Origin of the sequence: Jiangella alba, assembly GCF_900106035.1 — a bacterium.
GTDB classification, from domain to species: domain Bacteria; phylum Actinomycetota; class Actinomycetes; order Jiangellales; family Jiangellaceae; genus Jiangella; species Jiangella alba.
This window is the reverse complement of record NZ_FNUC01000004.1, coordinates 2,648,529-2,662,625: the sequence shown is the minus strand read 5'-3', so window position 1 is coordinate 2,662,625 and position 14,097 is coordinate 2,648,529. Positions and strand designations below refer to the sequence as shown.

Annotated in this window: 9 protein-coding genes; 6 read left to right on the top strand and 3 right to left on the bottom strand. The window is 73.8% G+C overall.

Annotation, left to right across the window (positions count from 1 at the left end; translation table 11 throughout):
• The first annotated feature begins 64 nt into the window (after positions 1–64).
• The 4 genes from BLV02_RS30280 (at position 65) to BLV02_RS30265 (ending at position 4,495) form a co-directional block, all read left to right on the top strand.
• Positions 65–322, top strand: a complete 258-nt coding sequence (locus BLV02_RS30280; protein ID WP_069114484.1) for a WhiB family transcriptional regulator — start codon at positions 65–67, stop codon at positions 320–322.
• Positions 323–552: 230 nt separating this feature from the next.
• Positions 553–2,700 carry an MMPL family transporter gene (locus tag BLV02_RS30275; protein ID WP_069114316.1) on the top strand — a complete coding sequence of 716 codons (2,148 nt, stop codon included), beginning with the start codon at positions 553–555 and terminating at the stop codon, positions 2,698–2,700.
• Positions 2,701–2,796: 96 nt separating this feature from the next.
• Entirely contained in the window at positions 2,797–3,207 is a 411-nt protein-coding gene (locus BLV02_RS30270; protein ID WP_069114317.1) for a hypothetical protein, read from the top strand.
• 97 nt (positions 3,208–3,304) lie between these two features.
• A complete protein-coding gene (locus tag BLV02_RS30265) occupies positions 3,305–4,495 on the top strand; it encodes an MFS transporter (protein ID WP_069114318.1) in 1,191 nt (396 codons plus the stop codon).
• Positions 4,496–4,518: 23 nt separating this feature from the next.
• Here BLV02_RS30265 and BLV02_RS30260 read toward each other — a convergent pair whose 3' ends face one another.
• The gene (locus BLV02_RS30260) at positions 4,519–5,430 is read right to left on the bottom strand and encodes a LysR substrate-binding domain-containing protein (RefSeq protein WP_069114319.1); all 912 of its coding nucleotides are present in this window, start codon (positions 5,428–5,430) and stop codon (positions 4,519–4,521) included.
• A 91-nt stretch (positions 5,431–5,521) separates the two neighbouring features.
• On the opposite strand from BLV02_RS30260, the gene BLV02_RS30255 reads away from it, so the two are divergent.
• Together BLV02_RS30255 and BLV02_RS30250 are read left to right on the top strand one after the other, a co-directional pair.
• Positions 5,522–8,974, top strand: a complete 3,453-nt coding sequence (locus tag BLV02_RS30255) for a proline dehydrogenase family protein (protein ID WP_069114320.1) — start codon at positions 5,522–5,524, stop codon at positions 8,972–8,974.
• Between the two features lie 121 nt (positions 8,975–9,095).
• Complete coding sequence (locus BLV02_RS30250; protein WP_069114321.1) at positions 9,096–10,637, top strand: SagB/ThcOx family dehydrogenase; 1,542 nt, start codon at positions 9,096–9,098, stop codon at positions 10,635–10,637.
• Here BLV02_RS30250 and BLV02_RS30245 read toward each other — a convergent pair.
• Entirely contained in the window at positions 10,603–11,958 is a 1,356-nt protein-coding gene (locus BLV02_RS30245) for an aspartate aminotransferase family protein (protein ID WP_069114322.1), read from the bottom strand. The genes BLV02_RS30250 and BLV02_RS30245 overlap by 35 nt on opposite strands.
• A complete protein-coding gene (locus BLV02_RS30240) occupies positions 11,955–13,235 on the bottom strand; it encodes an MFS transporter (protein ID WP_083289125.1) in 1,281 nt (426 codons plus the stop codon). The genes BLV02_RS30245 and BLV02_RS30240 overlap by 4 nt, the downstream gene beginning before the upstream one ends.
• Between the last annotated feature and the right edge of the window lie 862 nt (positions 13,236–14,097).

The window sequence follows — 14,097 nt, the reverse complement described above, 5'->3', positions numbered from 1 at the left end:
GCCCTGATCCACTCGACACGACGGCGAAGGGGGAACTGGCCGCATGACCGCACTGGCCGATCACATGAACACGTACACCGAGGACTGGTTCGAGCTGCGGGACGCATGGCGGGCGTATGCCGCCTGCCGGGGCATGGACACCGATCTCTTCTACCCCGAGGGCCGCGGCAGCACGCTGCGGGCCCGGGAGCAGATCGCCAAGAACATCTGCTCGTCCTGCCCGGTCGCGCAGCAGTGCCGGGAGGCCTCCACAGCCCTTCCGGAGCGGTACGGCATCTGGGGCGGGCTGACCGAGGCGGAGCGGGGCTGGTCGCGCCGCTGACGCCGGCCGGCCACCCCACCCCTTCTCCGTCGCTCCACCGTCCCAAGATCACCGCCCGCACGACGCTCAGAAATGGGCGAAGTCACACTCTTCGTGGCGCCGCGAAGAACGTGACGCGCGCCACATCCGACTTCTCCGTCCCCCGGCTCCCGCCGCATTCCGCGGACGGCGGGAACACCATGTCAGGCATGTGTCAGACGGATGTCAGACCGGGCGCCGATACTGATCGCATGTTTGCTTCGCTGGGCCGTTATGTCGCCCGACACCCGTGGCAGGTCATCGTCGCGTGGGTCGTGCTGGCGGTCGCTGTGATCGCCACCGCTCCCGCACTCACCTCGACCACCGACGAGGCCGAGTTCCTGCCCGACCACTACGAATCCATCCAGGCTGCCGAGCTGCAGTCCGACGCGTTCCCCGACCGCACCGAGATGGCCGCCATCATGGTCTTCGACCGCGCGGACGGCGAACCCCTCACCGACGACGACGTCGCCACCGTCGAGCGGATCTCCGGCGAGCTGGGCGACCTCGAGCTGCCCGAGTTCGGCGCCATCACGCCCAGCCCGCCGTCGGAGAACCGGCTGGTTCAGACGTCGATCATCAGCCTGGCCAAGGACGCCAACCCGTTCGGCGAAGAGCTCATGGACAGCGTCCGCGACCTGCGCGAAGACGCGAAGCCGCTGCTCGACGGCACCGGCCTGCGCATGGGCGTCACCGGCTCGGCAGCGCAGGGCCTCGACTCCCAGGAGGCGGCGTCGAACGCCGAGGCGATCGTCGGCATCGTGACGATCCTGCTGATCCTCGGCCTGCTGTTCATCATCTTCCGCAGCCCGATCATCGCGTTCATGCCGATCATCGTCGTCGGCATCATCTCGCAGGTCGCGACCGGTCTCATCGCGTTCGCCAACGAGGCGTTCGACCTGCAGGCCGACTCCTCGATCACGGTCATCCTGATCGTGGTGCTGTACGGCATCGGCACCGACTACATCCTGTTCTTCCTGTTCCGCTACCGCGAGGCGCTGCGGCAGGGCCTCGACAGCAAGACCGCCGTCTCGCACTCGATCGAACGGGCCGGCGAGGCCATCGCGTCGGCGGGCGGCGCGGTCATCGTCGCGTTCATGGCGCTGGTCCTGTCGACGCTGGGCATCTTCCGCTCCATCGGTCCCGCGCTGGCCATCGCCGTCGCCGTCACGGTGCTGGCGGCGCTCACGCTGGTGCCGGCCATCGTCTCGCTGCTCGGCACCAAGGTGTTCTGGCCGTCGAAGGCGTGGAAGAACGAGCCGAAGGCGGCCCGGTTCGGGGCCATGGGCGACGCGCTGGGCCGGCACCCCGTCCGGTTCGCCGTCGTGTCCGGGCTGGTGCTGGCCGCGCTGGCGGTGCTGGCGTTCGGGTTCAAGCCGACGTTCGACCTCTCCGACACCGGTGTGCCGTCGTCGGCCGAGTCGACGGTCGCGTTGAAGACGCTGGAGAAGGGGCTCCCGCCGGGCGCCACCGACCCCACCACGGTGCTGCTGCACAGCACCGGCGGCGAACGCCTCGACGACGCCGCCATCGCCGACTTCGGCACGGCCCTCAGCGGGGCCAGCGGCGTCGCACAGGTCGCCACGCCGCCGGCCGTGTCCGACGACGGCAGCACGGCCGCGTTCACCGTCGTCCTCGACTCCGACCCCACGTCGGACGCGTCCATGGCGAACGTCGAAGGGCCCATCCGCGACACCGCCCACGACGCCGCCCCCGAGGGCACCGAGGCACTCGTCGGCGGCACCACGTCGGTCTTCGTCGACCTCCAGGACGCCATGAACCGCGACTACTCGGTCGTGTTCCCGGTGGCCGCGCTGATCATCATGCTGATCCTGGCGGTGCTGCTGCGCAGCCTGGTGGCGCCCTGGTACCTCATGGCGTCGGTCGGCCTCGGCTTCGGCGCCACGCTGGGCGCCACGGTGCTGGTGTTCCAGACCATCAAGGGCGACGACGGGCTGATCTTCATGCTGCCCATCTACATCTACCTGTTCGTCGTGGCGCTCGGCACCGACTACAACATCCTCATGGTGGCCCGGCTGCGCGAAGAGGCGCGCAACGGCCTCGAACCCCGCCGGGCCGCGGCCATGGCTGTCCGCCATGCCGGTCCGACGGTCGCCGCGGCCGGTCTCATCCTGGCCGGCACGTTCGCCTCGCTGATGCTGGGCGGCAACGCGCTGCTGATGTCGATGGGCTTCGCCATCGCGTTCGGCATCTTCGTGGCGGCGTTCGTCATGGCGATGTTCTTCACCCCGGCCCTGACGGCGCTCATCGGTCACGCCGCCTGGTGGCCCGGCCACGGTGACCGCCGCGACGAGCCGGTCCCGCCGGACGAGGGCGAACTGGTGCGTTCCGCCGACTGATCGAACCCGGACGGACCACCCCAACCCGCGCGACGCGGCGCCACGAAACCTCGCAGGTCGTGGCGCCGCGTCGGCATTTGCGCCACAGTACGGAGTATGAAGTGGGGAATCCGCCTGGTGCTCGCCGCCGCGGCGAACGGCGTGCTGCTGATGATCGCCGCGGTGCTGTTCGACAAGTTCCGCCTGTCCTTCACCGGCTGGCTGATCGGGACCGTCCTGTTCACCGTCTTCACCATGCTGTTGCGCGGGGTCATGGCATCGGCGGCGCGCAAGTATGCCTCCAGCGCCACGTTCCTCGGCGGCCTGGTGCTCACCTGGGTCGGCCTGGTGCTGACCGACATCTTCACGGCCCGCAAGAACTTCGACCTCGAGGGCGCCGGCACGTGGCTGTTCACCACGCTCATCGTGTGGGTCGGCACCATCATCTACGACCAGGTCGACGACCGCCTCATCGACGCCGTCCACGGGCGGGCGAAGGGTGGCGCGGGCGGGGCCGCCAGCACGTAACAGGCGGCCTCGTCGGCACGGCCGGGGCGAATCGGTCCTGTATCGGGTAGTGAGATTGGCACTCACGGATGGACCGATTCGTCCCTAGGTTCGTGCCATGACCACCGCCAGGCTCGCCGCCGCCACCGTCGACACGCCGCTCGTCTCCCGGGCGCTGCTGCTCCGGTTCGTCACGATCGTCGGCTCGTCGCTGGGCTTCTACTTGCCGCTGTCGGTCGTCCCGATGGTCGCCGAGGCGGCGGGGGCGACCGGCGCCGCGGGCCTGGCCACCGGCGCGCTGCTGACGGCGTCGGTCGCCGGTGAGATCGCGACGCCGCGGCTGGTCGCCCGCTTCGGGTACCGGCTGGCGCTGACCGCCGGGCTGGTGCTGCTCGGCGCGCCCACGCTGGTGCTGCTGGCCGCGCCGGACCTGGCGACCGTGGTGGTGGTCAACCTGGTGCGCGGCCTCGGCTTCGGCGTCACGATCGTCGCCGGCGGCGCGTTGACGGCGGCGCTGCTGCCGGCTCACCGCCGCGGCGAGGGCCTGGCCCTGGTCGGCGTCGTCGGCGGGGTGCCCGCGCTGGTCGCGCTGCCGTTCGGGGTCTGGGCGGCCGGGCAGTGGGGCGCCGGCACGGTGTTCGCGATCACGGCGATCGCCACGCTGCTCAGCCTGGTCGCCGTGCCCGGGCTGCCCGGGCGGACGGCCGGCGGTGGCGGTGCTGCTGCCGACGGCACCGGCGGCGGCTCGCACGGCATCCTCGACGGCCTGCGTGACGCGGGGCTGGTCCGGCCGGCGGCCGTCTTCGCGGCGTCGACGGTCGCGATCGGGGTGATGGTGACGTTCCTGCCGCTGGCCACGTCGTCCACCTCTGTCGCGGCGGCGGCGCTGCTGGTCCAGCCCGCGGCCGCGACCCTCACCCGCTGGGTGGCCGGGCGGGTGGGCGACCGGCGCGGCCAGGGCCGGCTGCTGCTGCCCGGTCTGCTGCTGGCCGCGGCCGGTTTGCTCAGCGTCAGCGCGACCGGCGCCCCGGCCGCCGTCATCACCGGCGCCGCGGTGTTCGGCGCGGGGTTCGGGGTGCTGCAGAACGCGACGCTCGCGCTCATGTACTCGCGGGTGGGGCCGGAGGGCTACGGCTCGGTCACCGCCATCTGGAACGCGGCCTACGACATGGGCATGGCGGCGGGCGCGGCCGGAGCCGGACTGGTCGCCGCCGGCGCCGGCTACCCCGTCGTGTTCGTGCTGGCGGCCGTGCTGCTGGTGCCCGCGCTGCGCCCGGCCGCCCGCGAATGGCGCCTCACCGTGCGCTGATCACCGCCGCCGGGCCGCGAGCATCAGCCGGGTGGGTGGCCCGTGCCGTGCTCGACGGCGGCGGCCAGGGCATCGCGGCAGGCGAGGATGGACGGGCGCTGGGCCATGGACCGGCGGGCGGCGGTGAACACCGTCCGGTGCGGCACGCCGTCGAGATCGACCAGTCGCACCGAGGGCGGGCGCCGGGCCCACATGAGGTCGGGGATCAGCGCGACCGCGTTGCCGGTCTCGATCAGCTCGATCTGCGCCGTCAGGTCGGCGGTCTCGAACCGCACGTCCGGTTCGAACCCGGCCTGCCGGCAGGCCTGCTCGGCGAAGTGCCGCGACGCCGCGCCGTGCGGCTCGGCCACCCAGGGCAGGCCGGCGGTGTCGGCCAGCCGGGTGATGTGCGCCCACGCCGGGCCGGGCGGGACGGCCAGGCGGAGGGCGTCGTGGGTGAGGCCGACGCGGTCGAGTTCGGGGTGCCAGGGCGCGGCATGGTTCGGGTACTGCTCGGCGACGACGAGGTCGAAGTCGCGGGCGAACGTCTCCATCAGCGCGGTCTCGGGCTCGCGCTGCGTCATGGTGACGCGCAGCCGCGGGTGCCGCTCGGCGAGGGTGTGCAGGAGGTCCGGCATCAGGGCCAGCGCGGCGGACTGGAAGACGGCGAGGCGGACGGTGCCGGTGGCCTCCTGCAGCGACGCGCGCAGGTCGGACTCCGCCTCCTCCAGCCGCTGCAGCACGGCGGCGGTGTGCTCGACCAGGATCTCCGCCTGCGGAGTGAGTTGCAGCCGCCGGCCGACCTTGCGCAGCAGCGGCACGCCGGCCTCCTTCTCCAGCAGCGTGAGCTGCTGCGACACCGACGACGGGCTCTGGTGCAGGGCCGCGGCGACGTCGGCGATGGTGCCGCGGACGGCCAGTTCCCGGAGAAGCCGCAGCCGGCGGACGTCGAGCACGGTAGCCTCCAAGAAACAGTAAGTGGATCTGACGAGTACTCGTCAGAAAACATCGCTTTACCTTATGCCAACGGGTGACCAGACTGTGGACATGGCCGTGACCTGGAACAACACCGACGCTCGCGCGGGCGGGCTGAACGAGCTGCTGGCGCTGTCCGACGAGGTCGTCGCGACCGTCCGCCGCTGGCTGGACGAGTCCGCGCAGCACCCCGCCGGCGCGGCCGCGCAGCGGCTCTCCCAGGTGCTGGCCGACCCCAGCGGGCTGCCGTTCGCCGTCGGCTTCGTCGACGGCGTCATCCGGCCCGAGGACCCGAAGGTCGCCGCCCAGGCGCTGCGCGAACTGGCCGCCGACGTGCCCGCGTTCCTGCCCGCGCACCTGCGGCTCGCGGTGCGGGCCGGCGGGCTGGCCGGACGGGTCGCGCCGGGGCTGGTCGTGCCGATCGCGCGGCGGGCGCTGCGCGAGATGGTCGGCCACCTGGTCGTCGACGCGCGTCCGGCGAAGCTGGGCAAGGCGATCGGCCGCATCCGCCGCGACGGCGCCCGGCTCAACGTCAACCTGTTGGGCGAGGCCGTCCTCGGCGCGCGCGAGGCCCGCCGCCGCCTCGACGGCACGCTGAAGCTGCTGGACCGCCCCGACGTCGACTACGTGTCGGTGAAGGTGTCGTCGACGGTGGCGCCGCACTCGGCGTGGGCGTTCGACGACACCGTCGCGCACGTCGTCGAGGCGCTCACCCCGCTGTACCGGCGGGCCGCGGCCGCGTCGACGTTCGTCAACCTGGACATGGAGGAGTACCGCGACCTCGAGCTGACGACGGCGGTCTTCACCACGCTGCTGGACCGGCCCGAGTTCGAGGGCCTGGAGGCCGGCATCGTCCTGCAGGCCTACCTGCCGGACACGCTGGCCACGATGGTCCGGCTGCAGGAGTGGGCGGCCGCGCGCCGGGCCCGCGGCGGCGCGCCGGTCAAGGTCCGCGTCGTCAAGGGCGCGAACCTGCCGATGGAGCGAGTCGAGGCGTCGCTGCGCGGCTGGCCGCTGGCCACCTGGCACAGCAAGCAGGAGTCCGACACCAACTACAAGCGGCTGCTCGACTACGCGCTACGGCCCGAGCACATCGGCAACGTGCACATCGGCGTCGCCGGGCACAACCTGTTCGACCTCGCCTTCGCGTGGCTGCTGGCCGGGCGGCGCGGCGTCCGCGACGGCGTCGAGGTCGAGATGCTGCTGGGCATGGCCCAGGGTCAGGCCGAGGTGGTCCGCCGCGAGGTCGGCAAGGTCCGGCTCTACACCCCGGTCGTGCACCCGCGCGAGTTCGACGTCGCCATCGCCTACCTGGTGCGGCGGCTGGAGGAGGGCGCGAGCTCGGAGAACTTCCTGTCCGCGCTGGCCGGGCTGCACGACCACGAGGAGCTGTTCGTCCGCGAGCGCGACCGCTTCCTCGCCTCGCTGGCCGCGCTGGACCGCACGGTGCCCCGTCCGCACCGCGTCCAGGACCGCCGCGAGCCGGTGAGCGGCGCCGTCCAGACCGAGTTCCGGAACGTGCCCGACACCGACCCCGCGCTGCCCGGGAACGTGGCGTGGAGCCGCGAGATCCTGGCCCGCGCGGCCGCCAGCACCGCCGGGGCGGCCACCGCGGACGCGGCGCTGGTGACGACGGCCGACGCGCTGGACGCCGTGCTGGGGTCGGCTGAGGCGGCCGGACGGGGCTGGGGCGCGCTGACCGGCGCCGAGCGGGCCGCAGTGCTGCGCCGCGCCGCCGTCGAGCTGGAGCGGCGCCGGGCCGAGCTGCTGGAGGTCATGGCGGCCGAGGCCGGCAAGACCCTCGACCAGGGCGACCCCGAGGTGTCCGAGGCGATCGACTTCGCCGACTACTACGCGAGCCTGGCCGAGGCGCTCGACGACGTCGACGGCGCGGTCCGGCGGCCGGTGCCGCTGACCGTCGTCACGCCGCCGTGGAACTTCCCGGTCGCCATCCCGGCCGGGTCCACGCTGGCCGCGCTGGCCGCCGGGTCCGCCGTCGTGCTGAAGCCGGCGTCGCAGGCGGTGCGCTGCGGCGCGGTGCTGGCCGAGGCGCTGTGGGCGGCCGGGGTGCCGCGCGACGTGCTGCGGCTGCTCCGCGTCGGCGAGTCCGCGCTGGGCCGGCAGCTGGTGTCCGACCCGCGGGTCGGCCGGCTCATCCTCACCGGCGCGTTCGAGACCGCCGAGCTGTTCCGGTCGTTCCGCACCGACCTCCCGCTGCTGGCCGAGACCAGCGGCAAGAACGCCATCGTCGTCACCCCGAGCGCCGACATCGACCTCGCCGTCCGCGACGTCGTGTACTCCGCGTTCGGCCACGCCGGGCAGAAGTGCTCGGCGGCGTCGCTGGTCATCCTCGTCGGCTCGGTGGCGCGGTCGCGCCGGTTCCGCGACCAGCTGGTCGACGCCGTCGCGTCGCTGAAGGTGGGGCTGCCGACCGACCCGACGACGCAGATGGGGCCGCTCATCGGCCCGGCCGACGGCAAGCTGCTGCGCGCGCTGACGACGCTCGGCCCGGGCGAGTCGTGGGTGGTGCGGCCGCGCCAGCTCGACGACGAGGGCCGCAGCTGGTCGCCGGGCGTCAAGGTGGGCGTCACCGACGGCTCGGAGTACCACCTGACGGAGTACTTCGGCCCGGTGCTCGGCATCATGACCGCGGCCACCCTGGACGAGGCGATCGCGCTGCAGAACCGGGTCGCGTACGGCCTCACCGCGGGCCTGCACACCCGCGACGCCGCCGACCTCGCCACCTGGCTGGACCGCGTCGAGGCCGGCAACCTCTACGTCAACCGCGGCACCACCGGCGCGATCGTCCGGCGGCAGCCGTTCGGCGGCTGGAAGCGGTCCGCCGTCGGCGCCGGCACCAAGGCCGGCGGGCCGAACTACCTCGTCGGGCTGACCGACTGGTCGCCCGCGCCGTCCGCCGCCGCGGCGCCGCTGGCGGCCGGGCCGGCCGCGCTGCTGGCCGCCGCGCACGCCGCCGGACTGGCCGGCGCCGACGCGCTGGAGCGGGCCCTGCACAGCGACGCCGCCGCCTGGCGCGACGAGTTCGGCGTCGCCCGCGACGTGTCCGGGCTGAGCGCCGAGCGCAACGTGTTCCGCTACCTGCCGTACCCGGTCACGGTCCGGCACGAGTCCGGTGCGCCGGTCGCCGACCTGCTGCGGGTCGTCGCGGCCGGGGTGCTGGCGGGCACCCGGGTGACGGTGTCGGCGACCGGCGAGCTGCCCGCCGCGGTGACGTCGGCGGTGACGGCGCTGGGCGTCTCCGTCACGGTGGAGGCGGACGCGGACTGGCGGCGCCGGGCGGCGACGCTGACCGGACGGGTCCGGCTGGTCGGCGGCGACCCCGCGGCGCTCTACGAGGCGACCGGCGGCCGTCCCGACCTCGCCGTCTACGCCCAGCCGGTGACCGAGGCCGGCCGGGTCGAGCTGCTGCCGTTCCTGCACGAGCAGGCCGTGAGCATCACCGCGCACCGGTTCGGCTCGCCCGACCCGCTCGCCGCATCAGTGCTCGTCTCGGCGGCGTCCTGACGCCCTTTTGCAATGAGCACCGATACGCACCGGTGCGTATCGGTGCTCATTGCAAAGGGGCCTGGCGGGCCTGGCGTCCTCCGCCCCGGCCGGGCGTGACGCAGGCAGCTACGCTCGCGGGATGAGCTCGCGCAACGCCGACGTCCGGGCCGCCCTCGAGTTCCACGCGGCGACGCGGTACTGGCGCGGCGGCGACGGCATCGTCATGGGCACGCCGCCCGACCTCGAGAACGGCATCTGGGAGGAGGACCGTTCGCTCGAGCCGTACCCGTTCAAGGTGTACGAGACGCTCGAGCCGATCGCGATCCCCCGCGAGTTCCCGCCGTCGGCGGTGCCCGCGCTGGCCGCGGTCTCGGCCTCCGGCCGGGACGGAACCGGGGCGCCGGACCTGGCGTTCCTGGCGCGGATCGGGCGGCTCAGCAACGGGCTGCTGGACCGCACCGTCACCGTCCGCGGCACGACCATCACCTACCGGACGGCGGGCGGCACCGGCGCGCGGTACCACCTGGAGCTGTACTTCGTCTGCGCCGACCTGCCCGGACTCGGCGCGGGCGTGTACCACTACGCGGCGCACGACCACAGCCTGCGCCGGGTGCGCTCCGGCGACGACCGTTCCGCGCTGGGCATGGACAGTCCGGTGGTCCTGGCGGTGACCAGCACGTTCTGGCGCAACGCGTGGCGGTACAAGGCGCGCGCGTACCGGCACGCGTTCTGGGACGCGGGCACGTCGCTGTCGCAGGCCCTGGCGGTCGCGGCGTCGGCCGGGGTCCCGGCCGAGCTGGTGCTGGGCTTCGCCGACGACGAGGTGAACGCCGTCCTCGGCATCGACGGCGTGCGCGAGGCGACCGTCGCGCTGTGCGCGCTCGGCCAGGGCGGGGCGCCCGCGCCGGACGTGGCCGCGCTGCCGCCGCTGGACCTGCCGGTGCGGCCGGTGTCGCCGCGCGAGGTGACGTTCCCCGCGATCCCGGCCATGCACCTGGCGTCGTCGCTGGACACCGCCGCCGACGTGGACGCCTGGCGGTCCCGTTCCGTCGACCCCGCCCGTCCGGCACCGTCCGGCCCGCTCACCACGCTGGACCCGCTGCCCGACGACGCGCTGCCGCCTGAGCCGGTCGAGGAGGTGATCCTGCGCCGCCGGTCGACCCGCCGTTACGACACCTCGGTGGAGCTGGGGTTCCGCGACTTCTCCACGCTGCTGGACCGCTCGTCGCGGGCCTACGCGGCCGACGTCCGGCCGCCGGTGGACTGCTACCTCATCGTCAACGCCGTCGAGGGTCTGACCCCGGGCATCTACCTGCACCACCCGGCGCGCGGCGCCGTCGAGCTGCTGCGGGCGGGCGACTTCCGCGCCGACGCCGCACGCATCGCCGTCGGGCAGGAGTACTGCGCCGACGCGCACGTCAACGCGTACTGGCTGGCCGACCTCGGGCCGCTGCTGGCGGCGTACGGCAACCGCGGCTACCGCGCCGCCCAGCTGACCAGCGCGCTGCAGGCCGGGAAGCTGCACCTCGGCACGCACGCGCTGGGCCTGGGCGCCGTCGGCTCCACGTCGGCCGACGACGAGGTGGTCGAGTTCTTCTCGCCGCACGCAGCCGGCAAGACCTACCTGTTCGTGACGGTGTTCGGCGTCAAGCGGCCGCGAACCGCTTCCCCGCGTCCGTGAGCACGTCGCGCAGGCCGCCGACGATCTCGTCGAGCACCGCGTGGTCGCTGATCAGCGGCGGCGCGATCTGCAGGACGGCGTCGCCGCGGTCGTCGGCGCGGGCGATCAGCCCGGCCTCCAGCAGCCGCCCGGGCAGGTATCCGCGCAGCAGCGCGTCGCGCTCGGCCTGGTCGAACCGGCCGTTCGCGCCGTCCTTCACCAGCTCGATCGCCCAGAAGAAGCCCGCGCCGCGGACGTCGCCGACGATCGGCAGTGCCAGCAGTTCGCCCAGGCGGTCGCGCAAGTACGGCTCCAGCGCGCGGACGTTCTCGAGGACGCCGTCGCGGGCGACGATGTCGATGGTGCGCAGCGCGACGGCGGCACTGGCCGGGTGGCCGCCGAAGGTGATGCCGTGCCGGAACACCCGGCCGTCGAGAGGCCGCACCACCCGGTCGGTGGCGAGGACGGCGCCCATCGGCAGGTAGGCGGCGGTGATGCCCTTGGCGAGGGTGACGAGGTCGGGGGTGACGCCCTCGCGCGCGCTGCCGAACCACTCGCCCAGCCGGCCGCAGCCGGTGATGACCTCGTCGGCCAGCAGCAGGATGCCGTAGCGGTCGGCGATGTCGCGCAGCCCGCGCCAGTAGCCGGGAGGCGGCGTCAGGCAGCCGCCGGCGTTCTGCACCGGTTCGGCGATGATCAGCGCCACCTCGTCCGGTCCGGCCGCGACGACGGCCGCCTCGACCTCGGCCAGCAGCCGGGCGCAGAACGCGGCCGGGTCGGCGCCGTCGGGCGCGCGGAACGCGTTGGTGTTCGACACGTGCGTGACGTCGATGGGCGGCGGGCCGAAGTCGTCCTTGAACCGGGCGACGCCGGTGAACGCCAGCGCGCCGAGCGTGACCCCGTGGTACGCGATGTTGCGGGCGATGGCCTTGGTGCGCCGCGGCTGGCCGATGGCGAGGTAGTGCTCGCGGACCAGCTTCCACGCCGCCTCGACCGCCTCGGAGCCGCCGTTGGTGAAGAACGCGCGGGTCAGCCCGGGCGGTGCCAGGCCGGTGAGCCGCTCGGCCAGCTCGATGGCCGGCGGATGCGCCGTCGCCCAGTTCGTGTTGAACGGCAGCCGGGTCAGCTGCTCGGTGACCGCGGCGCCCAGCTCCGCGCCGTACGAGTAGCCGAGCTGCGCGCAGAACAGGCTGGACAGCGCGTCGACGTAACGGCGGCCGCGGGTGTCGAAGACGTACGGCCCCTCACCCCGTTCGAGCACCAGGAGGTCGTCGAGCCGCTGCTTGGAGAAGTGCAGCAGCAGGTGGTCGGCAGCCGCGCGCTGCAGTTCGTCGGGTGTCATGTGGCCTCACCGCCTCTGTGCACAGTCTGGCGCACGCGGGTGACGAGCACGGTGGAGGCTGCGACACTGACCAGTGCGACGGCGAACAGCGCCCGGTAGCCGTCGAAGAGGTGGATGACCGCGGCGGCCATCGGCGGCGCGATGGTCTGCGGCACGTTGACGGCGACGTTGAACAGCCCGAGATCCTTGCCGGCGGCCCCCTCACGATCCGGCAGCACGTCGATCGCCAGCGCGTTGCCGCAGGCCAGGTACAGCCCGCCGGCCAGGCCCTGAACCGCCGCGAAGACCACGACGGCCGCCGTCGTCGGTGAGGCCAGCGGCGCCGTCAACGCCAGCCCGAGGATCCCGGCCGCCGCCACCAGGAACACCGTGCGCCGGCCGGTGCGGTCGCTCCACCAGCCGCCCACGACGATGCCGAGCACCGTCGTCGCGAAGCCGAGCACCGTCAGCAGCCCGATCAGCCGGTTGGCGTCGCCGCGGCCGAGCCCCACATAGTCCGTCAGGATGTACAGCTGGTAGGTCAGGATCAGCTGGTAGCCGAGCACGAACAGCAGCCGCGACCCGAACACCCACAGGAAGTCGGCGTGCTCGGCGGGGCGCCGCCAGAACCCGCGCAGCAGCTCGGTTCGCTGGCCGCCCTGGGGTCGTTCCGGTGCCGGCCGGTCGAGCAGCACGAACACCGCGGCCGCGGCGACCACCGCGAGGCCCAGCACGGTGTAGGCGACCGGCCGGTGGTCGACCGCCAGCGGGCCCGCGAACGCCGTCCCCGCCGCCGCCCCGGCCATGCCGCCGCCCGCCAGCACCGCCGACGCGCGGCCGCGGCGGGCCGGCGCGACCCGGTCGGCCACCGTCGCCGCCGCCGCGACGTCGGTGCCGTTGAGCGCGAACTGGATGACCACCCAGAACACGCAGATCCACGCGACCGAGCCGAGCCCGCCCAGCCCCAGCAGGAACCCCGCCGCCACGACGGCGCCACCGAGCAGCCACGGCGCACGCCGGCCGCGCCGGCCCAGGCGGCCGCCGGTGCGGTCGCTGAGCGCGCCGACCAGCGGCTGGGCCAGGATGGTGAACCCGAACGACACCGACGTGACGATGGCCAGGTTGGTCACCTTGCGGTCCGGATCGATCGCCTCGACGTGGTTCGGCAGCAGCACCGCCAGCAGCGCGGCGTAGTTGGCGACGACGGCGAACATGACCAGCGCCAGCGACGGCAGCAGCGCCCGGGTGGCGGCCGGCGTGGCAGCCTGCGGTCTGGCGAGGGCGTCGGGCGCCACCACGTCGGCTCGTCTCGTCGGGGGTGCGGGGTCCGGACGATCATGGACGCGGCGGCACAGGCCCGCAACCCGAACCGGCGGCGGCCGGGGCGGCCGGGGGTGGCCGGGGTGGCCGGGGTGCCGCCTGGTTCGGGGTCGCCCGGCTCTGGGCGGCCGGTGTCCTCCGGACTCGGTCGGCCGGAGTCGTGCGGCGTCCGCTGGCCGGCGCCGAATCGCGCGGCCTGCTACGTAGACCCCGCCCGGCCGGGAGGGCCATCCCACCCTACGGGCGGGCACCGACAGTCACGCCAAACCGCGACACGGCCACCTCCCGACGATGACGGACGCTGCCGCGGGCTGACACCGCCTCGCGGAACCCGCACCAGCACCCAGGGCCAGCTGATACCCGCCACGTGGCATGACGACGTGGACGTCATGGTGGTGACGACGTAACCCGAGTCGCCAACGCCACAGCCGGTCCCCTCGCCGGCGACGCCACTGTGCCGAGGCGATCGTGATCCGGCCTGCGGACGTGACGGCAGGCCAGGACGTTGACGCCCGGGACATCGCCTGACGCCCAGGAAACCGGCGCTCGAGACCGCGAAACGGGCCCTGTCCGCCGGTTCCCGGGGGGTGCGCCGTTCTCCCGGGCCCCGGCGAACGGTCGGTGGGCCCGCAAGCGCGCGCACCGGAGTCGCGAGGCACCTGAACTCGTCGCGCTGTCAGCGGTCATGGGGAACTGCCGGGCAACAGCCACGGCTGTGCCCGCACACGCCGACCGTTCGATCACCGCCACCGGACAGCCCGATCCTGCCGTTGCGCCGCCAACGCCCGCCGCCCACATCACCACCGAAGACCATCCAAGAAACAGGTCGTCCTGGCGACC